Source organism: Methylocaldum sp. GT1BB (assembly GCF_051027545.1).
GTDB lineage: Bacteria > Pseudomonadota > Gammaproteobacteria > Methylococcales > Methylococcaceae > Methylocaldum.
Genome location: NZ_CP194902.1, coordinates 4,503,953 through 4,529,797, shown reverse-complemented (window position 1 = coordinate 4,529,797; position 25,845 = coordinate 4,503,953). Strand labels below are relative to the sequence as shown.

Annotated in this window: 9 protein-coding genes and 1 pseudogene; 8 read left to right on the top strand and 2 right to left on the bottom strand. The window is 60.8% G+C overall.

The features are described 5' to 3' along the window. Window positions 1-45: 45 nt before the first annotated feature. Complete coding sequence (gene rnk, locus ACR2TX_RS21480; protein ID WP_077732384.1) at window positions 46-459, bottom strand: nucleoside diphosphate kinase regulator; 414 nt, start codon at window positions 457-459, stop codon at window positions 46-48. A gap of 365 nt (window positions 460-824) precedes the next feature. Here rnk and smbP point away from each other — a divergent pair, with 365 nt between their 5' ends. The 3 genes from smbP (at window position 825) to ACR2TX_RS21465 (ending at window position 3,189) form a co-directional block, all read left to right on the top strand. After that, window positions 825-1,184, top strand: a complete 360-nt coding sequence (gene smbP / locus ACR2TX_RS21475; protein WP_077732383.1) for a small metal-binding protein SmbP — start codon at window positions 825-827, stop codon at window positions 1,182-1,184. A 707-nt stretch (window positions 1,185-1,891) separates the two neighbouring features. After that, window positions 1,892-3,028: a Fic family protein gene (locus ACR2TX_RS21470; protein WP_077732392.1), complete on the top strand. Its 1,137-nt coding sequence runs from the start codon at window positions 1,892-1,894 to the stop codon at window positions 3,026-3,028. Further along, window positions 2,953-3,189 carry a type II toxin-antitoxin system PrlF family antitoxin gene (locus ACR2TX_RS21465; RefSeq protein WP_240502647.1) on the top strand — a complete coding sequence of 79 codons (237 nt, stop codon included), beginning with the start codon at window positions 2,953-2,955 and terminating at the stop codon, window positions 3,187-3,189. Before ACR2TX_RS21470 ends, ACR2TX_RS21465 begins: the two co-directional genes overlap by 76 nt. Before the next feature lie 29 nt (window positions 3,190-3,218). Here ACR2TX_RS21465 and ACR2TX_RS21460 read toward each other — a convergent pair. Then, window positions 3,219-3,680: pseudogene (locus tag ACR2TX_RS21460) on the bottom strand (IS5 family transposase); the annotation flags it as partial. Between the two features lie 807 nt (window positions 3,681-4,487). Here ACR2TX_RS21460 and ACR2TX_RS21455 point away from each other — a divergent pair. The 5 genes from ACR2TX_RS21455 (at window position 4,488) to ACR2TX_RS21435 (ending at window position 25,413) form a co-directional block, all read left to right on the top strand. Then, on the top strand, window positions 4,488-5,120 hold the full coding sequence (locus ACR2TX_RS21455) for an outer membrane lipoprotein-sorting protein (RefSeq protein WP_168175531.1): 633 nt from the start codon (window positions 4,488-4,490) through the stop codon (window positions 5,118-5,120). 834 nt (window positions 5,121-5,954) lie between these two features. Further along, window positions 5,955-7,073 (top strand): DUF1302 family protein, encoded by a 1,119-nt coding sequence (locus tag ACR2TX_RS21450; RefSeq protein ID WP_434130684.1) that lies wholly within the window; start codon window positions 5,955-5,957, stop codon window positions 7,071-7,073. Window positions 7,074-7,094: 21 nt separating this feature from the next. Beyond that, complete coding sequence (locus ACR2TX_RS21445) at window positions 7,095-9,785, top strand: efflux RND transporter permease subunit (protein WP_434130683.1); 2,691 nt, start codon at window positions 7,095-7,097, stop codon at window positions 9,783-9,785. Window positions 9,786-9,803: 18 nt separating this feature from the next. Continuing rightward, complete coding sequence (locus ACR2TX_RS21440; RefSeq protein ID WP_434130681.1) at window positions 9,804-18,998, top strand: SDR family NAD(P)-dependent oxidoreductase; 9,195 nt, start codon at window positions 9,804-9,806, stop codon at window positions 18,996-18,998. 181 nt (window positions 18,999-19,179) lie between these two features. Further along, window positions 19,180-25,413, top strand: coding sequence for an amino acid adenylation domain-containing protein (locus ACR2TX_RS21435; protein ID WP_434130680.1), 6,234 nt, complete (start codon window positions 19,180-19,182; stop codon window positions 25,411-25,413). Window positions 25,414-25,845 lie beyond the last annotated feature (432 nt).

Genomic DNA, 25,845 nt, shown 5'->3' with positions numbered 1-25,845 from the left:
CGGGTGACGAGAGCATCCGTAAAGCTGTGAAGCTGATCGCTTCTGTCAGCGATGAGGTTCACCGGCGCGTTCCGGCTGATGGACGACTTCCATAATACGCACTTTGAGAAGCCCGCCCCCGGGACTGGGCCATTCGATCTGGTCCCCCGCGGAAAGGCCCAGCAGCGCGCCGCCCACCGGGGCGAGAATGGAAATCTTGTCCCCTTTGGTATCGATATCCTTGGGATAGACCAGTGTCCGGGAAAATTCCTGTCCCGTCGACTCGATGGTGAAGCGAACCGTCGAGTTCATGGTTACCACGGACGGCGGCACATTCTGCGGATCGACCACCTCGGCGCGTTCGAGCTCCGCTTGCAAATCGGCCTTACCGGGGAAAGCTTCTGCCGGAAGCGAATCGAGCAGGTCTTCCAGCCGTTCCAAGTCCGTTGACGAAACGATAATGTTGGGCTTTCTCTCCATTGATGTGTCCTCGTCATCCGGAGCAACATAGATGAATCAGCGCCCTGAACAGGCGAATCGTTAAAAAAGCGGTATCTTGCGTCACCGACACTCTTGGCCGGCCCGATCCTTCAGCATACGCGCGAATGTGGTCTCCACATAAATATTGAGACCGCGAACGATTTAGTCGTTCCGCGTTGGAGGCTGCGGGTAAAAGTTATTTCACCAAAGAGTGAATGCAAAATTCGTTTCGGTCGATCGGAAAGCGTCATCGTGCCTAATACCATCGGCCGCCGGCCGATGATTATCGGTGAAGTACCGCTTACGCCACGATTGTCTAAAAGTTGTGCCGATTGGAAATCGGAAATGGAATTATGAGGTGAAAGATGAAGCGCATCATTATGGCTATTTCCTTGATGACGACGTTCGTTTTGAGTGGCGTAGGCTTTGCTCAAACGGAGCCGGAACACATAAAACACGTAAGAGAAGCACGCCAGCATGTGACCATGGCTGTGACGGAGGGCGAAAAGGGCGATGCGAAGGCACTCGTGCAACATGCCCAGGTCGGCTTGGACCATGTCAGAATGGCGCAGAAGGAAAAACCGCTTGCTGATCTGGATAAGGCTGCCACAAGTCTGGAAGGTGCTATTAGTCAAGGCCAAGCAGGCGATGTGAAAAAAGCAACCGAACAGGCTAAAGAGTCGGTTGAATATCTTGATGCGGTACTAAGCGGGCTCGGTGGATAAACCGGTAGCTTGCGACGAGTTATCACGGGCGCGTCGGCGGTGATTCAAAACGCCGACGTTGCTCTGAAGTCTTCGTTCGTGGCACTGGTTACAGGCGGTACCGGATTGGCGTATCCCGCCGAAGTTCGCCGCAGCCTACACGGAAGCTTTTCTGAAAGGGAAGTCCGCCTTCGGTATTTTTCAAGAATTTCTTGAGTAGAAAAGGTACCTCGCGGGGCTGCATTTCCGGGCTAAGTACATTCAGGGAAGTCTTGCAGCATAGGCAACCTGCAGGACAACCCCGCCAATCAAGCCAATCTGTCGAGATTCCACAAATATTTGCGGAATGTACTTAGAGCATTTTCATACTTAGTGTACGGGCATTCGCGCGTAGGTCGGGAATCCATTCCCGACGCAACGGGTTCGTCGGCAAAGGATTGCCGACCTACGAAAGCTTGAGTCGATCTATCCTGGCCGAAGGCGCCAACGACTCCTGCCAGGACTGTTTTGCCCTACGAGCGAGATTAAAACGCTCTAACACTATTCGCTGCCAACCCGAAACTGCCTACTGATCCGATTCAATTCGCAAATACAGAATCGAACCCGTTTCCAGAACCAGAGAAACAACTAAGCCGACGAGCCTGGTTGTGGAGAATAACGCCCTCAATCTCCGCATAAAATGCATCGAATATCTTGCATCTGCAGAGAATGCTGCCCATAATCGCCGCATGCAAAGCGGAGATTACACTTACATCTGGCAAGCCAACGATTGGCCCAAATGGCGCTATGACCTAGTGGTGCTCGCTGGTCCTTTAGCGGACGTCAGTCGCGCCCAAGGGCTGTTGATGGGACGTCTGGCCGATGTTGGCATGGCATTGCGTGACCAGGCCAGCCTAGCTGCGCTCACCGAGGATGTGGTCAAGACCAGCGAGATCGAGGGCGAACAGCTCAACGTCGAGTCTGTCCGATCCTCCATCGCCCGCCGTCTTGGCGTAGACATCGGTGCCCTGGCTCCGGTGGACCGTCACGCCGAAGGTGTGGTCGAGATGGTGCTTGACGCCACGGCCAACCGCGATGCTCCAGTCACACGGGCGAGATTGTTCGGTTGGCACGCTGCGCTCTTTCCAACCGGGTACTCCGGCCTCGCCCGGATCAAGGTCGGCGGGTGGCGCGACGATGCCGGCGGCCCGATGCAGGTAGTGTCCGGCCCCATCGGCCGCCAGCGGGTGCATTTCGAGGCGCCCCCGGCGGATTGCCTGGAAAGCGAGACAGGACGTTTTCTCGGCTGGTTAAATGGCGAAACCGGCGAGCTGCCGCTCATCAAGGCGGGACTCGCTCACTTGTGGTTCGTCACCTTGCATCCATTCGACGACGGCAACGGTCGTATCGCCCGTGCCATTGGCGACCTGCTGCTCGCGCGCGCCGACGGCAGCCCGCAGCGTTTCTATAGCCTGTCGGCGCAGATTCAGCGGGAACGCACAGCCTACTACGACATCCTGGAGCGCACCCAGAAAGGTACGCTTGATGTTACCAAGTGGCTCCTCTGGTTCCTGGACACCTTGTATAGAGCCGTCAATCAGGCGCAGCTCGCTCTCGATGCTGTAATAACCAAGGCGCGCTTCTGGCAGCGCTTCGCGGGCACGCCGATGAACGAGCGACAGGTGAAATTGCTCAACCGGTTGCTCGACGGCTTCGAAGGCAAGCTCACCAGCCGTAAGTGGGCGGCGATTGCCAAGTGTTCGCAGGACACGGCCTTACGCGATATCAACGAACTGTTGGCACGCAGCGTATTGCGCAGGTCCGCAGCGGGCGGGCGCAGCACCAGCTACGAGTTGAGCGGACCGCTGGTGGACGATCGCACATGAGTAAATCCCTGAACGACGACAAAACCACAAGCAGTGATCCCGCCGAAACCGCTTTCCTGAATCTGCTCGGCCAAGATATCGCAGCCCGTCGAGAACGGCTGCAGACGGTCGATACTGACCTGGTTCGCCGCGTCCGATCGCTGGTTCGGGAGCTTGATTGAGCTAGGAAACCGCTGAATAAAACCAAATTGGTCGACGGGGCGGCATGAATGAGCGTCGCGTCCACCATCGTGCCGCCTTTGAGCAAACGACCTTTTTGTTCCAACACATCATTGATGGTGTTCATCAGCTTGGCAGTCGACTCGTGCCGCTCCAGCAAGCGACGGAAGTTGAGGATGGTCGTTTCATCCGGCAGCGCGTCTTCCACGAGTTCCAGCCCGGCGAACCGCCGCATCGACTCAATCTCGTACAAGGCGTCTTCCATGCCCGGATCGGACAGCGCATACCACTGCTGCAGAAAGTAGATCCGCAACATCGCTTCCAGTGGCATGGGCTGACGACCCCGACGCCCAGCTTTGGGGAAATACGGCTCAATGACCGCCAACAGCGCGTCCCAAGGCACCGCCTGTTCCATTTCGGCCAGGAATTTCTCCCGCCGGGTCTGTTTTTTCTTGGCATCAAACGTCAACGAGGCAAAGCTGGCTTGTTTTATCAAGTCACCACTCCAGTAGCCTGGGGCAAGCTTGCCATGGCGATTCATTCAGAGATTCCCTAAGAATCAGAAATCAAAAATATCGGCAGAAATATCAAAATCAGTTCTTGCGTCTCGTTGATCCAAATATCTATACCTGGCTTTGTGATAGTTTTGTGACGAATAATTTGACCGCCATGCAGTTTTCGTAACGTTGGCTTCAATACTATTTTTGTTCCTTAATACTCGCGTCATATTTAAATTAAATGACAATCGGATTGCGCTTCCGTTTTAAATCGCCGGATTGCAATTCCGATTACTTAGAGTCCGTATCCCAACATCGCCCTAGTGTTCACCGGTTTCGTCGCCAACTGCTGGTATTAGCTTGGGCTGTCCTTTCAAAGTCAGATCATCGTTACATCAAACTGCAACAATAACACTATCAAATTTGTAACAATTCCTCTTTATAGTGTCGAAGCTTCACCAATATATTCCGCCCTTAAAAACTGGACTGGCGCTTGGTGAAAACATCTATATACAAAGAAACCGTTTTTTTACAAGAGTGTCAGTATGAGCCATATCGAAAATCGTACGCTTAACTTCACTCCGAAGTTATTTGCCAATTGGGCTCACGTCGCCCGTTCTGACTCGGTTTCGAGTTTTATCCGCGGAATTCTTTTGAGTCTGTCAGGAACTCTGTTCCTTCAGTATTCAATGCTCGCAAATGCCGATATGCGCCCGCCGACGCCCGGTATCGAGGCGCTCGATATCGAGCGGAAGGCGGACGAAATCCAGGCCGGCTACATCGGCGAATTCCGAAAGATGACCTTGACCCTGATCAATGCGGAAGGCCAGGAATCCCAGAGGAAATTGGATTTCTGGGGGCATGAGGAACCGGATAGGCACGACAAGACACTCGTAAGGTTCTCTTTTCCGCCGGATATCAAGGATACCGCTCTGCTTACCTATGAAAAGGGCGCCGAAGACGACGATCAATGGCTGTACTTGCCGGCACTCAAGCGGGCCAAGCGGATTGCATCCTCCAACAAAAGCGGCTCTTTCATGGGGTCTGAATTTGCCTATGAAGATCTCGTAGTCCGTCAATTCGAAAAGTACAACTTCAAGTATCTCGGTGACGATACGGTTGATGGAAAAGACTGCTATGTCATGGAGCGGACGCCGAAAAACTCAAACTCGGGATATTCGAAGATTATTAGATGGCGCTATAAGGACAATTTGCAAGAGGCAAAAAGCCAGTATTTCGATCGAAAAGGGGAACTTATCAAAGAGCGTTTCCTTGAGGGGCATCACCAAGTTGAGGGAATCTGGCGCTCCAAAAAAATTACGGTCAGAAACGTTCAAACCAAGAAAGCATCAACGCTTAGCTTTGACGAAATCAAGCTGAAAATTCCCACCGATGCGAGCATGTTTACGGTTCGGGGGCTTGAATCGCCGCGTTGAAATAGAGTCTTGGGCATTTCTATAAAACCGGTAAACAAGAAGAGTTGTACTTCGGACAATGCCGTTAAATTAAGGCGAATGACGTCACCCCGGCAGGGAAGGGTGGCTTCGGTGCTCCAATCGCAAACGGTCATCCCAGGAGCGCTGGGATGACCCTTCCAATCGCAAACGGCCTGGCCGGGAGCGCCGGCCACGCCCTTCCCGAAGACACCGTTTGCGATTGGAATGCCGGGGTCCAGAAGCCATGGATGGCAGAGGCGTGTCACTTCCCTGTGCTCTGGATTCATGCCGCACAGTCCCTGTGCGGCACCCTACGGGCGCTTCGCGTGCAAATCGGCCATCCTGCCGATTTGTCCGGCACAAATTTGCCAGGAGCAAATTTGGACGTGCGGAGCACGGTCCGTAGGACGAACCCCAGGGATGGGGTGAGCAATCCCTGCCGGAAGGGGCGTTCTGGCGCTCCCAGAACGACCGTTTGCGATTGGAATGACGGCTTAACTTAACGGCATTGGTACTTTGGACGGACGTTAGTTACTCCAGCGATCTGGCCATCTTTCCTTGGTCTTGCCAAAGGTAATTGAGCGTCTGTTAAAAACCTCCGATCGAGAATATACCTAACGAAAGCATCGGATGGCTGAAACTCTATTTTTCACGGAAAAGACCATGCCCTTTCAGCAGGCTTTTTCAGCAAGTGCAGGATTTGGAATTGAATTAGGGGCATTCTTGTTAAAGCTGCTAATAACTGCTTTGGGGTTTTATTTGATGTTGTCACCGGAATTTGGGTTTTGTGAGGGCGAAACCAGTTCAGAAGGTCTATCCGGGATCGGTTCTTGGATGGAAAAGCTGAATATTGCGGGCAGCTTCGATTACGAGACTTATCAGTATCCTGAGACGCCTCTTTTTCCTGGGCAGATCGAGCAGAATCACGCATTACGACTCGACTTTCGATCGGAAGTAAGCATTGGAGAAAACTGGCACGCCGCTATAGCGCCGTTTGCCCGCTATGACTTCATGGATGATCGACAAAATACTATTCGCCTCAACGAAGCGTGGGTCGAATACAGCACAGAAAACTGGGATTTTAGGATTGGAAATCAGATTTTCACCTGGGGCCAGATGGAGAGCGTAAACCGAATAGACGTACTCAACCCTAGGGATTTTCGGGACGATGTGATCGAGCCGAGCAAAATCGGTATACCTGCGGCTCTATTCCGTTGGAAATTCGATAACAGCGATATCAGTGCGTATTCGATTCCCTACTACATTCCCGACAGCTTTCCGGGGCCGGATAACTTCTACAGTCTCAGTGGCGGTGCTCCGATTCGCGAACCGGCGGAACGATTCGAGGACCAGTGGGCGATCCGCTACTTCTATGCAGGCGACGGCTTCGATTTTGCCTTGAATTGGGCGAACGTCATCGAAAGGCTGCCGATTTTCGATATGAACGAGGCGGGGACGAAGTTGATCGGGACCCCCTACAAATCCAACCGCCTCGGTTTTGAATTCACCAAAGTTATCGAGAGCCTGATCGTCAAGGGAGAGGGATTCTATCGCTTTCCCGAGACCGAACTGCTTGCGCCGGGATTCTTTTACACCGCGGGGTTGGAATACACCTTTCCCGCGATTGTCGGCCTATCCGATTTGACGCTGTTTACCGAATATTTCGGGAAAGTCGGTGATGGGCAAGTCAGATTCCAGATACTCGAGAACAGCCTTTTCACCGGTTTTCGTTTGACGGTCAACGACCTGGCCCGCCAGGAGTTCGAGGTCGGGGCCATAAACAATTTCAAGCCGGCCGGCACCTGGCTCGTGCGAGCCCGATATGCCCGTGACATCGTCGAGCAGCTCCGGTTCGAGGTGACGTATACGGACTCTTTCGGGTTTTTCGTTTTCCCGGATCAGGACGAAGACGGTGACGGCGCCTTTCGGGTGCGGCTGAGATACAGTTTTTAATTCAATTTTCGGCGGGATGCTATGCGTGAGAAGAAACTGGTAACGGCTTACGCCAACTGGGTCATCAGGAACCGGATCTGGGTGATCGTGGCGAGCCTTGCCGTGATCGTCTTTCTGGGCGGGTTTCTGGGAAGGCTGTCCTTCGACTCGAACTATCGCATCTGGTTCGACGAGGAGGACCCTTATCTAAAAAGCTACGATCTTTTCGTCAAGGAGTTCGGCCACGATGATATGTTCGTCGTGGCGTTCGAAGAGCCGCAGGGGATTCTTCAGCCGAAGCCCCTCGAAACCATCCAGCGTCTTACCGACAAATTCTGGCACGTAGCCGGCGTGATCCGGGTGGATTCGCTTTCCAACTTCCAGGCGTTGCGGGGCGATGCCGAAGGCTTCAGCGCCGAGGCGCTGTTCCCGAGCGACAAGCCGGTCACCCCGGAGCGCATCGCGGCAGCCCGGAGTTATATCGACCAGGACCCGCTGGTGACCGGTTCTCTGATCTCCCCGGATCGGAAAGTCGGCATCATTCGAGCGCGCATCGCGCCGGTCGCCGTGACGCCCGAGTTGCCGGCGAAGGTCTACAACCAGTTGATGCAAATCCTGGACGAGGAGAAAGCCCGGAGCGGCTACGAGTTTTACCTAGCCGGCGGTCCCATCACCGACCAGGCTTTCGACCAGGTGGCGCAGAAGGATATGGGATTCCTGGTCCCGCTGTTGCTGGTCATTCTGGGTGTGGTGTGGTTCATCCTGTTCCGCTCGATCCTCGGAGTCCTGCTGTCCCTCGGCATCTCTCTCCTGAGCGTGATCGGCGCCATGGGCCTTACCGGACTCGTGGGCCATAAACTGAACGTGGTCACCACCACGACGCCGCAGTTGCTCATCGGTATCGCCGTGGCGGGCTGCGTCCATATGGCGGCGATGTTCGTCAAAGCCAAGCGCAAGGGTCTGAATTCCAGGGACGCCGTCAAGGAGTCGCTGCGGATCAATCTGAGCGCGATCGTCATGACCTCGGTCACGACGGCGATCGGTTTCTTCTCCTTCTATTTCACGGCCACCATCATTCCTCTCAAGCTGTTCGGTTTCGAGGCCGGCTGCGGCACTTTGCTGATTCTGTTCCTGACTCTGACCCTGCTGCCGGCGCTGTTGAGTTTCTTCCCGGAAAAGACGCCGCGTCCCGTCTTCGATTCCGAGTGGTTCAAGGGTTTTCTGGATCGGCTGCGTTGGGCGTCCATACACCGCAGCAGGCAGGTGGTCCTGGGCTGGCTCGTCTTCATCGGCATCTTTGCGGCTTTCCTGCCGATGCTCACGGTCGATTCCAATCCGGTGTCCTATTTCCGCTCCAGCTTCTGGTTCGCCGAATCGGTCCATTTCCTGGAGGAGAAGGGCTCGGGCGGGGCGGTGTACGAGCTGGTCGTACGCGGCAAGGGCCCGGATTCCATCAAGACCGTGGAGTATATGCGCGACCTGGATGCCTTCACGCAGTACCTGGCCCAGGAAGCGCCGGGCGGGCTGAGCAACGTCTACTCCCTGTCCACCGTGCTGCGCAATGTCAATCGCGCCCTGCACGAGGACGACCCCAGTTTCCATACCCTTCCCGATGACAACGATTCGATCGCCCAATATTTGTTCCTCTACAGCCTCTCGGTGCCGGTGGGTCAGGACATCAACGACCGTTTCAACGTCGATTATTCCGCGAGCCGCGTGACTGTGATCCGCGCCCTGGTCCCGACCCGCGCCAGCCGCGAAAACATGGACATCATCAGCGACTGGGCGGCCAAGAATCTCAAGAACGTAAAGGTCGAGTTCACCGGCCGCGACGTGTTGTACACCAACATGGGCAACAATGTCTCGGACAGCCTCATCAGTTCATTCGCCGTGTCGGTGGTAGGGGTGACCGTTCTCATCGGCCTGCTGTTCCGTTCCTGGCAATTGGGCCTCGCCAGCACGCTGCCCAATTTTCTGCCCGTCCTCGTTGCCCTGGGGTTCATGGGCATGGCCGGCATCTACCTGGATATCGGCACCATCATGGTGGCGAGCATCGGTTACGGTATCGCCGTCGACGACACCATCCATTTCTTCAGCCATTACCGGGAGGCGCGGCGGGCCGGGCACACCGCGCGCGAGGCGATCGGGGAGGCGTTCTCCGACGTGGGCATTTCCATCACCTTCACCACGGCGGTGCTGGTTCTGGCGTTCTGCGTGTTTCTGTTCGGCGATTTCATGCCGAACGTTTACAAGGGCTTGCTGGTGGGCTTGTTCCTGGTCGTCGCCCTGGCGGCCGACCTGTCCATCACGCCGGCCGTCCTGTCCCTGATCGATAAGCCGCGCCGTCTCCTAGCCCGCATTTCTCACACCCCTCCTACTGCGGACGCCGATCCACTCGCTGTGGCGCACCGTACTCCCTCGCGCCGGCTCGACGTAGAGTCGGCTACGCCTTCGCCGCCGCTCGGTCCGTGCGGCACGCCACAGCGGCGTCTCGACGACCTCGCGACGAAGGGGTGCGAGAAATCCGGGCTAGCCGGGGCGAGCGAAAGCGATCCGGGGAAGGGCGGCTATGGCCACCCTGTTCCTTCCGCCGCCGACGCCGCCGGGCGCAGCGAGTTCACTGCCCTGGATGCCGACTATGCCGGAACAGGACACCCGCCGGTCGCTGGTGCCGGAGGGGGCACCGTGTTCACCGCGAGTCCAGCCGGGCGCATGGGTGAAAACTCGAATTGACGCTGTCGGAGAAGCCTTATGTCCAAGCCACTCATCGAACTGTTCACCGGCCGGCCTGCCGACAAGGCGGCCTTGATCGAGCCCCGTCCCGCTCCGGGAACGCTATGCCCGGAGGAAAACCTGGCCTACGTTTTGTTGCGCGCCGCGGCCACCGATCGCGGGGTTGTCTTCGTCCGGGACGGGCGTCACGAGACCCGCTTCTCGTATCAGGCCATTGCAGAGCAGGCGCGGATGCGGCTCGGCGCCTTGCGGGCCCTGGGGCTCAGGCGAGGCGATCCGGTCATGCTGATGTTCCGGGAAAGCCACGACTTCGTGGTGACCTTCTGGGCGGCCGTGATGGGCGGCATCATTCCCGCGCCGCTGGCCTATCCGCCATCGCTCACGGACGACAATGCGGTTCTCATGAAGCTGAAGGCGATCTGGAAACAGCTGGACCGACCGCTGTTGTTGTCCGATGCCTATATGGCGGAGCAGCAGTCCGTGCTGCGGCAGGCTCTGGGGGAAAACTCGATTCGTATCGAGGCGGTTACGGACCTTGCGGAACCCTCTACGCTCGCGGATCCGGATCTCGCCCGGCCCGATGACCTGGCATTCATACAGTACAGTTCCGGCAGCACGGGGACCCCCAAGGGCGTGATGGTGAGTCACGCCAATCTGATCACCAATCTGGAGGGCATCATCTTCGGAGCCGAACACGGTCCAGGCGACGCCTTCCTGAGCTGGATGCCGTACCACCACGACATGGGGCTCATCGGTTTCCATTTCGTTCCCATGGCCCTGGGGATCGAGCAGGTGAACCTGACCCCGTTCACCTTCGTTCGCAAACCCACGCTATGGATGGAAAAAATCAGCGAGCACCGCTCGACAGTAACGGGGTCTCCCAATTTCGGCTACCGCCATCTGCTCGGCAAACTGAAACCGGACCACCTGAAGCGCTGGGATTTGTCGTGCCTCAGAAACATTTATAACGGCGCGGAACCGATTGCCGCTGCGGTCATCGAGGAATTCATGACGACCTTGGGCCCGTGCGGGCTCAGGCCCGAGGCCATGTACCCGGTGTACGGCATGGCCGAGGCGAGTCTGGCGGTGACCTTCCCTCCGCCCGGAACGCTTCCGCGGGTGCACTGGCTGGATCGCCAGGAATTGGCGCAGGGGCGGGTGGCAGGCGCCGAGCCCCATGGCGAAAACTCCATCGCGGTCGTTGACGAAGGCTACCCGGTGCCGGGCTGCGGGATCCGCATCGTGGACGGCGACGGGCAGGTGCTTCCGGAAGGCCGGGTCGGCCGCATCCATATCTGCGGCCGCAATGTGACCGGAGGTTATTACAACAACCCTTCCGCGAATACCGCGACGTTTCACGACGGGTGGCTGGATACGGGCGACCTCGGTTTCATGATCGACGGGCGCCTGTGCATCAGCGGACGGGCCAAGGACATTATCTTCATCAACGGGCAGAATTTTTATGCCCACGACATCGAAGCGCAGGCGGAAACGGTTAACGGCGTAGACCCCGGAAAGACCATCGCCTGCGGCTGGCAGGACCCCGACTCGGGCGAGGAGAAAACGGCGATCTTCCTCGCGATACGCAACCCGGACAGTCCCGATGGGCGGGCCGTCATGGCCGAGGTATGGCAAAGGGTCAACCAGGTGCTTAACGTCGCGCTGGATTACGTCGTACCGGTCAAAGCCATTCCCAAAACCACGAGCGGAAAGCTCCAGCGTTACAAGCTCTTGGAGGAGTTCCAGCGGGGCGACTACGACGCCGTACGCCATTGCGGCGTCGACCTGGTGAGCGGTGCGCTCGAATCGACCGTTTCCGGCACCGAAAATTTGACGGATCTGGTCCGGGAGGTCTGGGCGGACGTGCTCGGCCTTCCGGCCGCTAGGATCAATCCGGACCAAGCCTTTCGTTCGTTGGGCGGCACGTCCATAAAGGCGGTGCAGATTTTGGGGCGGCTGGAAGACCGGCTGAACCGGCCTTTGGACCATGAACTGCTGCTGCGTTGTCACACCGTCCGTCAGATGGCGGACTGGCTGGGTGGACGGCCCGGCTCCGCCGTGGCGGCCAGCGCGTCGGACACCGGCGACGCGCAGGAAGACGCGATCGCGATCATCGGCACGGCCTGCCGGTTTCCGGGGAGCAATTCGCCGGAGGAATATTGGGAACTTCTGAGCCAGGGCCGGGAAGCCATCGGCGCCGTGCCCGCGGACCGTTTCGCGCTGCCGCAAGGCGGTCGGGAGGACTGGTGGCGCGGCGGCTTCGTGCGCGACGTCTACGCCTTCGACGCAGAGTTCTTCGGCATCAGCCCCGAAGAAGCCACCGACATGGACCCGCAGCAGCGTTTGTTCCTGGAGGTGGCCGCCGAGACCCTGGAGCGCGCCGGCTACTCCAGGCCGGCTCTGGATGGCGCCGACGTCGGTTTGTTCATCGGCGCGAGCCACAACAATCACATGGAATTCCTGGTCAACGCCTTGTGCGGCGACGCCCTGGAGAGCTTCGCCAGTCTGCGTCGCCTGCCGCCCAGCGAACGCGACGAACTGCTCAAGGAGTGGCAATCCCGCTTCGGGCGGTTCTCGCTGCACGTGAATACGGCGGTGGACAATCTGCTCAACATGATCGCGGCGCGTGTCTCCCATACCTTCAACTGGAAAGGTCCCAGTTTCACCATCGACAGCGCCTGTTCCTCGTCACTGGTCGCGGTGCATCTGGCATGCCAGAGCCTGCGCCAGGGCGAGTGCTCGATGGCGGTCGCCGGCGGCGTGAGCCTCACCCTGAGCCATTTGCCGTTCCTGTTGTTCCAGCGCGCCGGCGCGCTGTCGGCTAGCGGCCGGTGCCGCGTCTTCGATGCTTCGGCCGACGGATTCGTGCTGGGCGAAGGCGCCGGTGCGGTGTTGCTCAAACCGCTGTCCCGCGCGCTGGCGGACGGCGACCCGGTACTGGCGGTGATTCGCGGCTCGGCGGTGAATAACGACGGGCAATCCCTTGGGGTCATGGCGCCCAACCCAGACGGCCAGCGCCAGGTCATCGATGCCGTATACCGCCAGTTCAAGATCGATCCCGCTTCCATACAGTTCGTCGAAGCCCATGGCACCGGTACTCCGCTGGGAGACCCGAGCGAGATCCGCGCCCTGACCCACGCCTTTGGCGGCTTGGCCCGGCAGAGTTGCGCGATCGGATCGGTCAAGGCGAACATCGGGCATCTGCTCAGCGCCGCGGGAATCGCCAGTTTGATCAAGGTCGTGCTGGCCTTGCAGCATCGGCAGATGCCGGGAAACATCAATCTGAACGAGCCCAGCCGGCAAATCGACTTTGCCAAGACGCCATTCCTGCCCCTGACCTCGACCCGCGTGTGGACAGTACCCGAAGGTGTCGCCCGGCGGGCGGCCATCAATTCCTTCGGTTTCGGGGGCACCAACTGCCATCTGGTGGTGGAGGAAGGCGTGGCGCGCGAGAAGCCGAAAGGCGTCTGGCCCTATCATCTGTTATTGCTCTCGGCGCGGAATCGATCCGCCCTGAATCGCACGAGCGAGCATCTCGCCGCCTACCTGGAGCGCAGGCCCGCACTGGATCCCGCCGACGTCTGCGCCACCTTGAACAGCCGACGCAATCACTACGCGTGCAGGGATGCCCTGGTCGTCGAATCGCTCGGCGAGCTCGCCAACGGGCTCAAGGGGCTGGAGAAACGCCAGCCCACGGAAACGGAATCGCCTCCGCCGATCGCGATGATGTTTACCGGCCAGGGCTCGCAGTATCCGGGTATGGCCGCCCAGCTTTACGAACTCTGGCCGCGCTTCCGGCGGGCCATGGATGAGGCCGCGGCGGCCTTCGATCCGTGGCTGGAAGCGCCTTTGTTGACCGCGATCTATCACCCCGAGGCCAATCCGGAGCAATTGGCGCGAACCGAAATCACGCAGCCGGCGATGTTTGTCGCCGACTACGCCCTGGGCCGCGCCTTGCTGGAGCTGGGCGTGCGTCCGGCCGCATTGATCGGGCACAGTGTCGGCGAGTACGTGGCGGCTTGCCTGGCCGGCGCAGTGGATTTGGCCGACGCCGCCAAGGTCATTGCCGCGCGCGGCCGACTCATGTCCGAGTTGCCGGGGCAGGGCGGGATGCTGGCGGTATTCGCGAGGGCCGATGAGCTGTCGGCACATCTTGAGGACTATCGCGGACGCGTATGGTTTGCGGCCAACAACGGATCGCACCAGGTCGTGGCCGGCCATCGGGATGCCGTGGCCGAACTCGCCCGCATACTCGAAATCGAAGGGCGCCGCGTCAAGCCCCTGCGAGTGTCCCACGCGTTTCACACGCCGCTCCTGGAGCCCATGCTCGAACCGTTCTCCAAGGTGCTGGCCGAAGTGGAATGGCATGCGCCGCGGCTGCCCATCATTTCCAATATCACCGGCGATTGGCTCGGGGCCAACGGTCCCGACGCCAATTACTGGCTGCGGCATGTTCTTGAACCCGTCCGTTTCGAGCAGGGCATACGCGCCGCTTATGCCGGCGGCATTCGCACCTTCGTCGAATGCGGTCCTGACAGCGTTCTGACCCATTTGGTCGCCACCGTGCTGGCCGGGGAGCGCGTGACCTTGGCGGCCTTGTTGGATCGTCGCCGGGAAAATGCCAGAACCTTCCTGGATGCCCTGGGCACTCTCTACACGGCGGGGGTTAACCTGGATTGGCGCATGCTCGGCGAGGATTTTCCGGGACGGCGCATACCTCTCCCGGCGTATCCGTTCGAACGAAAAGTCTACCGTCTGCCTCCCTTGCCGCCGGCCGAATCACAAGGCCAGGCATTGCTGCATCGCTGGGAATGGCCTCAAACGCCGCGAGGCGATTCCGTCCCGCTGCCGCCCGGTGCCCTATTGGTGTTTGCGGGCGAGGGGCAAGCGGCCTGGCTCGCGGCTCTGCGCATCCGTGTGGGGCCGGACCGCCCGCTTCTGGTGGTGCGGCCGGGGGCCGGCTTCTCGGCGGACGGCGGGAATTTCACGGTCAATCATTTGGATGCGGGCGACTACCGGCAGTTATGGCAATCGGTGCTGGCAGACTACGGTGCCCCCGCTGCGGTGGTCCATGCCTGGAATGCGGATTTGACGGGCGCGCCGCGAGACGATGAGGCTGCCCTGCACTCCGGCCTCTTCAGTTTGACGTTCCTGGCTCAGGCGATGCACGAGCCGAGTCCCATAAAACCGTGCCGGATACTCTGGTTGACCCGGCGCGCTCATGTTCTGGACAGCCTGGAGCCGGCACCCGATCCGTACCAGTTGCTCGGGATTACATTCGCTCTCGGATTAGGGGAGGAGAACGAACATCTCGTCTTGAAGGCGGCCGATCTGGATACCGCGCCGGCGGCTCCGGATGTGGACGTCGATACCATTCTTGCGGAACTGGGAACGGCGGAATTCGGCGGGGAGATACTTGCGATTCGCCGTTCTCTGCGCTTCCAGCGCCGTTTCGGCGCGGTCTACAACGAAACCGGCGTTTCGGAACCGCTGCTCAAGGACGGCGATACCTGCCTGATCACCGGCGGGATCGCCGGGATCGGAGCCGAAACCGCCCTTGCCCTGGCGCGATCGGCCCGGATAAACCTGGTCCTCACCGGACGGAGGCCTTTGCCTGCGCGGCAGGAGTGGGACGCCCTGCCGGCCGATCATCCCGATGCCCCGCGCGTGGCGCTGATCCGCCAGCTCGAATCCTTGGGCGCAACGGTGGATTACCATGCGGCCGACGCCGCCGATTCCGAAGCGATGACGAAAGCCATAAGGCGCCTTAGGGAACGCTTCGGCCGGCTGGACGGCATCATCCACTCCGCGGGAGTGGTCGACCGCAACGTTCTCCGCGCCACCGACAAGAGCGTCGAATCAATACGCTCGGTGTTGGCTCCGAAAGTCAAGGGCAGTTGGCTGCTTCATCAACTGACGGCCGACCAACCGTTGAAATTTTTCATCCTGTATTCGTCCATCGCCGCCACCTGTCCGCTGTGGGCGGCCAGCCTGACCGATTACGCCGCCGCCAACGCCTTCCTGGACGGTTTCGCGGAATGGCGAAACCGTTCCGGGGCGAAAGGCCGCACCCTGGCGCTCAACTGGTCGCTCTGGGACGAGAAGGGCATGGGTCGCGACGCCGGCCTGATGGCGCTGGTCCGCAGCAAGGGCTTGCGCGCCCTGGTTCCGGAAACCGCCTGTGCAGCCTTGTCGCGCGCGCTCGCTATTCCCGGCGCCTCGGTAGTGCACGTCATCGACTTCGAGGCGGAGGCGGAAAGCCCGGCGCCAGCTGCGGCGCCAGCGGCACATTCCCCGGTACCCGAGCCCGTCGAGCCGGCTCCGCGCGCCGCCCTGGCGGTGCAGGCCGCCGACTGGCTGGAGCTGGTACGCCAGCTCACAGGCGCTTATGTGAACGTAGCAGCGGAACAGATCGATTCGGGCCGCAAGTTTCATGAACTGGGTGTCGACTCGAAGGGGGCCGTCGAAATCGCGGAGAAGCTGGCAGCGATCCTGCGCCAGCATGTCACGCCGACTCTGTTGTTCGAGTTCCAGTCACCGCTGGACCTGGCGCGCCATCTGGAAAACCAGCACGGCCCGGAGTTCCTTGCCCGGTCGCAGGAGCCTGGCCCCGCTCGGACCATAACCATTACGACCACTGCCGCATCCCGCTCCGACCGTCGCACCGATGACCGCATCGCCATCGTCGGCATGAGTTTGCGGGTGCCCGGTTCTGCCAGCTCCGACGAATACTGGAACATGCTGGCGGAAGGGCGGTGCGAAATACGCGAGGTGCCGCGGGACCGCTGGTCTCCCGAGGATTATTTCGATGCCGTGAACCGCCATACCCACGGTAGTTACTCGAAGTGGGGCGGTTTCCTGGAACGTGCGCACGAATTCGATCCGCAGTTCTTCGGTATTTCGCCGCGCGAAGCCAAGGCCATGGACCCGCAGCAGCGGATTTTCATGGAAGTGGCTTACGAAGCGCTGCAACAATCGGGTTACGCCGGCGAAGGGCGTGCCGAGCGCCTCGGCGTGTTCGTCGGATGCGAGCAGAACTATTACGCGGAACATTTCATCAACCAGCAGCGTTATTGCCGGTTGCGCGACCGGATCAGGAGCACCGACTGGTACCGTCAACTTCCGATGGGGGCACGCGCCGATTGGGACGACGCGCTCCGTGAGGTTTTGCAGCCCGCGGAACTCCTGTCCGACGCCATAGCGGGCAACGGGCTGAACGAGATCGCCTGCCGTTTGAGCCATTGGCTGAACGTGCGCGGCCCGAGCCTGATCGTCAACACGGCTTGTTCCGCCGCCCTGGTGGCCACGCATCTCGCCTGCCAGAGCCTGCGCTCCGGCGAGTCGCGCATCGCCGTGGCCGGGGGGGCTTATCTGAACATGGGCTCCACCCCCTTCGTTTTTCTGAGCCGTGTCAACGCCATGTCGCCCGACGGCCGGTGTTATCCGTTCGACCGCCGTGCCAACGGCATGGTCCTGGGCGAAGGCGTCGCCGCCCTGGTACTCAAATCGCTGGCCGACGCCATGGCGGACGGCGACTACATCCACGGCGTGATCCTGGGCTCGGCGATGAACAACGACGGACATTCCTCCGGCCTGACGGCGCCCAACCCGGCCGGTCAAGCGGAGTGCATCGCCCGCGCCTACCGTGAATCCCGGGTCGACCCCGCCACGGTCTCCTATGTGGAATGCCACGGCACCGGCACATCCCTGGGCGATCCGGTCGAAGTGGAAGGCATGACCAAAGGCTTCCGCCAGTTCACCGACCGGCGCGGATACTGCGGCATCGGCTCGGTGAAATCCTCCATCGGCCACATGCTGTCCGCCGCGGGAATCCCCAGCGTCATCAAGGTACTCTTGGCGATGCGGCACGACTATCTGCCGCCCACCGTCAATTACAGCGAGCCCAATCCCTACATCGATTTCGACGCTTCGCCATTCTACGTCGTGGACAGCCACGGCCGGCCGTGGACCGGGAACGGACAGCCGCGGCGGGCCGGTGTCAATGCCTTCGGTTTCGGGGGGACTAATTGCCACTTGATTCTGGAGGAGCCTCCCCGCGCCGTGGATCAGCCTACCGGCATGGACCGGGTTCCGCTTTCCGATCCGCAACTCCTGTATCTGACGGCGCGCACGGAGAGCACTCTGCGCGCCTACGCCAAGGCACTGCATGCGCATCTCGAGGAAAACCCATCGATATCTGCCGAGCAGGTTGCCTGTTCACTCAATGGCGCCCAAAGGGAAATGAATTTCCGCGCTGCGGCGGTGGTACGTGGACGGGAAGATCTCTTGGCGGTCCTGGCCTCCGTGGCCGGATCGGGCAAGCACGACCGGCTTCTCTCGGGGCGCGCAAATCCGAAGCAGCCGCCCGCGATGGCATGGGTGTTCGACGATTGCCCGTGGCCGGAGGGAACCGCGGATACGCTGGCGCGACGGTATTCGGTCTTTGCCGACGCCTGGACCGATTTCCGGGCTGTACTTCCTCCCGGACACGAAACCGTGCCGCGCCTGCAGGCGGCGGCGGAACAGTACGCACTGGGTCGACTGCTGCGAGAGCTGGAGTTGGTTCCCGCCGGCCTTTGGGCCGAGGGAGCCTTGAGCCCGGTCGCCGCCGCGGTAGCGGGCTGGCTAAGTCCGGCCTCGGCCGCAGCCTTGCTGAACGGGGGCGATGCGGTTCCTGAGAACGGTGCCGGCGATCAAATCTGGCGAATTCCAATTCACACGATCGACGGAAAGATCTCCGTGGACAATCCGGAATGGGCGATTCGGTTGCGCTCCGCTGCGAGAAACCCATCCGAAAGCGTACAGCCTCCGACGGATGCACGCTTGCGAACCGTCCTTCTGGGGGGCAAAGGCGGCGAGGGGAAAGGACTTGTACGGATGATCGGGGCGGCGCCGGGCGACGAGAGTTTGTTGACCGCACTGGCGCGGCTGTACATCGAGGGCTTGAGATTGGATACGCGCCCCCTGTGTTCTCCCGTGCTTACCCGCGTATTGCTGCCGGCTTATCCCTTCGAGAGGAAGGAATTCCTCTACGACCCTCCTCCGGTGGACGTGGAAGAGACCGCTGACATCGCGGCCGCGCCGGAGCCGGCAGTCGCGCATTCCCAGGGCGCAACTGCGAGCAAGGAGCCTCAGCAGAATATAGCCACCGCCCTCCTTGACGAATTGAACCGGATCATCCTTCCCCGGGAGCCTTTGAACGAGCATTCCTGAGAGCGTGCGAATAAACCGTCTGCGCCACCCGCCATCGCCTTTTATGTGCTCGCCGTACTCCCTTGTACGAGTGGGCTTCTTGGACGACGGCGGGCGGCTCGCGACGGTTTCTTCGCAAGCTCCGAGAACGGAAAAAATGACGAATACGCTGAATACGCTGAATACGTGAGGACTTAAGACCATGCAAGACCATCCCGCCGCCCGGCTTGAGCAATGTGTGTACAAGGCTGTGGCGGAAGTTACCGGACACGCGCCGGACGATCTTTCGCCGGACCAATTCCTGGAGAGCGATCTCGGGTTGGATTCGATCAAGACCGTGGAGTTGATGAACGCCATTCCGCCTCAACTGCCGGACCACCTGCGGGACCCTTTTAACTCGCTACTCGCCGCCGGGACATTATTCCAGCTGCAAACCCTTGGGGAGTTGGTCTCGATGATCGGTGCCATGGAGAGCAGTGAAGCCGCCGCCACCGCGCCCGAGGCCGACGATGACTTGACGCGAAAAGTACGCGAGGTGGTCGCCGGAATTACGGGACACGATCCGTCCGAGCTCGCGGACGACATGTTCCTGGAAAGCGACCTGGGGTTGGATTCGATCAAGACCGTGGAGCTCATGAACGCTCTGGGCTCGGCATTGCCCGCGGAACTCCAGGATGCTTTCGGCGCCAAGCTCGCCTCCGGCGCGCTGTTCGGTATTCAGACTCTGGGCGAGCTGGAGGCCCTGATTCGAGGTGCGGAACAGAACGCTCCGGCTCCGGCAGCCGTCGAATCGGACGATCCGTGCGCCGCAGGCGCGGTTTCGGATGTATCGGCCGATAAACCACAGGCCGCGGAACCGGCGGTGCGGCCGGTGGATATTCTGTTCTCCCAGTATCCGTTCCTGGTCTCCCATTGGGCGGTCTGCACGTGCAGCCTCAGTTCCAGAGTCCGCCTGCAAGGTCCGTTTGACGCGGAAGCGGCGCGCCGCGCCTGGAACGCCTTGCTGGAGCGTCACCCGATGCTCAGGGCACGCTTCGTCATTCCGCCGGGGTGCCACAGCCTGAAGGAATACCGCCTGGAAGTGCTGGACGGGGTGACCGCACCGACCGTCCTGGTGACCGATTTGCGCCACCTGGATGCTCCCGACCGCGAAGCTTTTCTGAACGACGAAACCCATCGTCTGCTGGACAAGGAGTGGCTGCTGGATCAATGGCCGGCGCATCAATTCAGCGCCTATCGCTTGGCGAACGATCTCCACGAGGTGGTCTTCTCGAACCATCACGTATTCTCGGACGGTCTCAGCAATCAGCTGGTCATGCGCGAATTCGTCACTTTGTACGGTGCCGCAGCGACGGGACGTCCCGCGCCGCTGCCGCCCGGAACTTCCCTGGAGCGTTATCGGGAGACCGTGGAATGCATCAATGCCTGGCGGGATCCCGAGGCGGAAAAAACGCTCGAAGCGTTTCTCCGCGCCCAGGGCAAGGACCGTTTTTTCTGGAGTCCGGAAAAGAAGGGACTGCCGAAGAATCCACGGGCCGCCAACCGGACCCACCACTTCAGCGCGGATGCCGCAACCACGGCGGCATTGCTCCGATCCGCCGGCAAATGGCGGTTGCCGGTGAACACCTTGTTGGTCGGCGCCTACTTGCGCGCTCTCAGGCGCTTCGATCCGAATCTGAAACAGGTGATCCTGAACATTCCCACCAGCGGACGCGTTTACCCCGGCACGGACGCCGGACACATGGTGGGTTGTTTCGCCCAGAATCTGGCCTTGACGCTACCGATGCCCGGAGAAGGCGAAGCTTTCGAGAACTATCTGCCGCAGGTACACGAGAGCATCGAGAGCGGCATCGCGGCGGGTTATGACCGGGCGCAAACGCGCCAAGCAGCCGTGGCGGCAATCGATCAACTTCGCCTCCAGGACGGTCGCGTCGGCGAGCCGCTGGCGACCCTGATCCGCTCCACGATCAAGTCGAACCTGTATCTGCCTTACATCGGTCAGACCCACATCGAGGAGGCGTGCGGGCCGCTACGTGTCGTCGAATATCACGCCGCGACCTCTACCAATCCCGGTACGCTGGACGTATTGGTGGAAGTCTTCCACGGCCGGTTCAACATGACCGCCAACTATGATGCGGACTACTTCGCTCGGGATTTGGTGGCCTCCATCGCCGAGGAATTCGTCCGCCAGATCGGCGCCGTGGCACAGGTCGCCGAGCGGCTCGCCGTGCCCGCACCTTGCGCCGTCGCCAAGCTGGACGAGTTGACGGCGGCCCGATTGCTGCGAATCGCCGAGGAAGTCATGCATCGCGCGGTGGGGGCCGAGGCACTCGATTACGATCTGGAATCCGAGCTCGGCCTGGATTCGTTGGAGCGGATTCGCATCGTCGGCCGCCTGCAGCAACAGATGGGGCGGGTAGACACCCGCGCCCTGTTGGGATGCCGGCGGTTGCGGGAAATTGCGGCCCTGTTGCAGGGAACGGGTGCCGCCCATGGAAGCGGAACCGCCGCCGAAAACACCGTAGCTCCGCTGGCCCCGCTCTCGATTCCGCAACCTGCTGCGGAGGAGCTGCCTCCCATCCCGTATCTGTACGTGCAGGCTCAATGCCGCCGCAGCGCGGAAGCACTGGCGGTGCAAGCGGAGCACGAGGAACTGTCCTACGGCCGGCTTCATGCCGAATCGAACCGGCTGGCCCACTTCCTTCGAGTCCGCGGCGTGCGGCCCGGCATCGTGGTGGGATTGCTGCTGACCCGCTCGCCCAATTTCGCGACGGCGGTGATGGCGGTGCTCAAGGCCGGCGGCGCCTACGTCCCCCTCGATCCGGCCTATCCCGCTGCGCGCATCGAATACATCGTGGGGCACGCCCGCGTCGACACCATCCTCACCGAGGAAGCCGTCCTGGAAGCCATGGGCGGAGCGGTAACCGCCGCCTTGCCGGCCCGCAACTTCCTGCTCATGGACTGCGATTACGCCGGCCTGCATCGTGCCGACTCCCATAGCGGCGGCCATCGCGATTGGTTGGGGCGCGCGGCCTGGGCGAGCTATCCGGAACACGATCTCGAATGCCTGAACAGCCCGGACGATCTGATGGTGGTGCTCTATACCTCGGGTTCGACCGGCACTCCCAAAGGCGTGGCCCTGGCCCATCGCGGTTACATGAATCGCCTGGTCTGGCATCAAAAGCTGTTTCAGCTTCAGCCGGGCGAACGGGTCGCCCAGAGAACGTCCATTTGCTTCGATATCTCGGTATGGGAACTCTTCTGGCCGTTGATGTACGGCGGAGTCGTGTGCCCGGTCGGCGCGGACGTGCTGCGCGATCCCTGGCGGCTGGCGGATTGGATCGAGACCCGGCGGATCGCCGCGATGCACTTCGTGCCTTCCCTGTTCGGCGAGTTCCTGATGGCCATCGAGGATAAACCGCTCCGCTCTGAACACCTGCGATGGCTGATTTTCAGCGGCGAGGCGCTGCCAGTGGCTTATGTGCAGCGCTGGTTCGACCGCTGCGGCGACCGGGTGGGCCTGGCGAACCTGTACGGCCCGACCGAAGCGTCGATCGACGTGACGGCACATCTGATGCACTCCCGTCCGGGGGAAGGGACGCTTCGCATCCCGATCGGGCCGGCCATGCCGGAGGTCTACCTGCTGGTGCTGGACGAGAACATGCGCCCCGTACCGGAGGGCGGCGTGGGCGAACTCTGGATTGGCGGCGTGCAGTTGGCTCAGGGCTATCTCCACGATCCGGAGCGGACCCGCGAGAGTTTCCGTGACAATCCTTTCTCCGGCATACCCAGCCGCTGGCTATACCGTACCGGCGATCTGGTCTCGCGGTTGCCGGACGGCAGCTACGACTTCCACGGGCGCATCGACAGTCAAATCAAGATTCGCGGTTTCCGGGTGGAGCTGGGCGAGATCGAAACCGCTCTCGGAGCTCTGCCGGGTATACGCGAAGCTGCGGCGCTCGCCGTCGACACACCCGACGGGCACAAGAGGCTGGTGGCCTGGCTGGTCGGCCGCGAAATTCCGTTGAAAGAACTACGCTCCGCCCTGGCGAAACAACTTCCCGAGTACATGCTGCCTCACGAGGTTCGTCAGGCCGACGCTTTGCCGAAAAATCACAACGGCAAACTGGACCGCAAGGTTCTCAAACAGTGGACGGAAACCGGCAACGCGCCCCCCGGCAAGGCGGTGCCCGGCGCGCCGGAGGCGAAGCTGCCGTTCGCCGATCCGACGGCCGGTTTGCCCCTGGGGCCGGCTCAATTGTGGATCACCCACTTCTTCCAGCCTCCTTACCAATGGGCCGGCTACACCCGATTCCGCTATTTGCAGCCGCTGGATGTCGACGTTTTCCGCAAGGCCATCGACGTCCTTGCCCGGCGCCATCCCGTGTTGCGTTCCCTGTTTTACCAGGAGCACGGCGAATGGCGGCAGACCGTGGCCCCGCCCGAGGCGGAATTCAGCCTCGATTTCTACGACGGCTCCCACCTCACGGCCGAACAGCGCAGCGCGGAAATCCGGCGGCTGGTGAAGGAAATCACGGATGAACTGCGTATCGACCGGTTTCCGCTGTGGCGGGTGCTCGTCATCAAAGAGCATCAGAACGCATACGATCTGACTATCGTGGGTCACCACATGATCAGCGATCTGGTCAGCAACAGCATACTGTTCCGAGAGCTTTGGCAGATTTACGGGCAGTTGCTGGTCGATCAGACGCCGGAACTCCCCGCTCTGCCGCCGTCGTATTTCGATTTCGTGCAGTGGTTGGCCCAACCGGCGCAGCAGGAGGCGCAGCGCCGTTATGCGGAGTATTGGCGTACTCGTTTTCCGAGCCGGGAGTACGCGTTCCAGGTGCCGGTCGACCATCATCTCGGCGCGAATGACGAGGCCTCTTCCGCCAGCGAGCGTTTTCTACTCAGCCATTCGGACTTTCATTCGCTGAACGAGGCGCGCAAGCATCTCCAGGGTCAGCTCTATCATCTCCTGCTGGCGGCGGCGTACCGGCTCATGTCCGAATGGACCGGCCAGTCTTGGGTGGTTCTCAGCCATCGCTCGCACGGACGCGATCTGGGCAACGGCCTGGCTTTGTACGAAAGCGTGGGCAATTACGCCGTCAATTTCCCGGTTGCCGTGGATCTGGTCTCCGGGGAAAGCTGGAGTGAATTGATCGGCCGGATTGTCCGCGGTTTTTCCGAAGCACCGTTGAACGGCGTCAGTTTCGATGTGGTAGGTCGCCAGCTGCCCGCGCACATCTATCCGGACAACAATTTGACCCCGGTGCGCGTCAACTATTTGGGAAACCGGAGCTTACCGAAATCCAACATCTTCGAGTTCGTCGATACGGATTGGGATCAGCGCTACTCGCCCCCGAGCCAGCAGCGCATCTCCCTCATCGAGATCTTCCTCTCCATGGTCGAAGGCGAACTCCACGTCGAGATCAATTACTCCCAGAACTTTTTCAAGGGGGAGACCATCAAGCGCCTCGGCCAGCGCTACCTGGAGTTGCTGGCCGACCTGAGCGAAAACGCGAATTCGCCGACGGGGCTCCGCCTCGCGAGTTTGCCGGCGGTGATGACGGGCGAACCTCCCGCCTTGATACCGCTGAAAACGCCCCGGCTGGAAGAAATTCCGCTGTCGGCACGCTCCGGCAGCTGGGCAGGCAAAGTGGCGCTGGTTACCGGTGCGAGCCGCGGTATCGGCCGCGCGATCGCCCTGAAACTCGCCGGTCAGGGCGTTGCGGTGGCGCTTTCCGCCCGCGATCGGGCGGGGCTTGAAGCCGTTGCCCGGGAAATCGCCGGCAGTGGCGGCACCGCTGTGGTAATTCCGGCGGATGTGCGGAACCTCGCGGAGGTGCAACATTTGGTGAGCGAAGTCCTCCGCCGCTTCGGTCATCTGGACGTGCTGGTCAACAATGCCGGAATCACCGGAATGTCCGCCTTGGCGACCTCCTCGCCGGATGAGTGGAAGCGCATCGTCGAGGTCAATCTGTTCGGCGTCTATCATCTGTGTCGGAGCGTGGCGCCGCACATGATCGAGCGGCGCAGGGGGAAAATCGTGAATCTGGGTTCCGATTCCAGCCACATCGGCTACCCCCTGTTCAGCGCCTATGCCGCCTCCAAGCATGCGGTTCTGGGCCTTACCAAGTCGCTGAGCGAGGAACTGAAGCCGCACAATGTTCAGGTCAACGCCGTCTGCCCGGCGTTCGTGGACACCGACATGACGCCGCCGGGATACCGGGCGCGATCGATCCCGGTCGACGCGGTTGCGGACGCGGTGGCCTTCCTGGCGTCGTCGGAGGCCGACTGGATAACCGGCCAGCACCTGTGCGTCTACGGCCGTCAAGACATGTACTGGTTCGGCTCGGAAAAAATGGCCGCCCTGGAGACGATATCGGGAGCCCGGAAACCGGACAACCTGACCACGGAGCGTCGGCATGCCTAGCCCGCATTTCTTATCCCCCTTCGTCGCGAGGGCGCCCAGACGCCGGTGGGGCGCGCCGCACGGACCGAGCGACGGTGTCGTGGTAGGTCGGCAATCCTTTGCCGACGAGCGTGTGTCGGGAAAGGATTGCCGACCTACGATACGACGTCGAGCCGGCGCGAAGGGCGAGGCGGAGCTTGTAGGATGCGCTGAGGCACGAAGCGCCCTTCGACTAGGCTCAGGACAGGCATCAATCGCGAACGATGCGGTTCATGCCGGACCGTCCCGGTCCGGCACCCTTCGGGCGGCTTCGCCGTGCAACTCGGCCTCGCCACGCTACGCTGTCCCGCTTCGCTCGCGAGTCCGGGGCAGCCCGTCCCTGGCCTGCCCGCTCGTCGCGTTGCGCCTCGCCCTGCCGATTTGTCACTTCGTTCAGCACATCCTACGTCATAC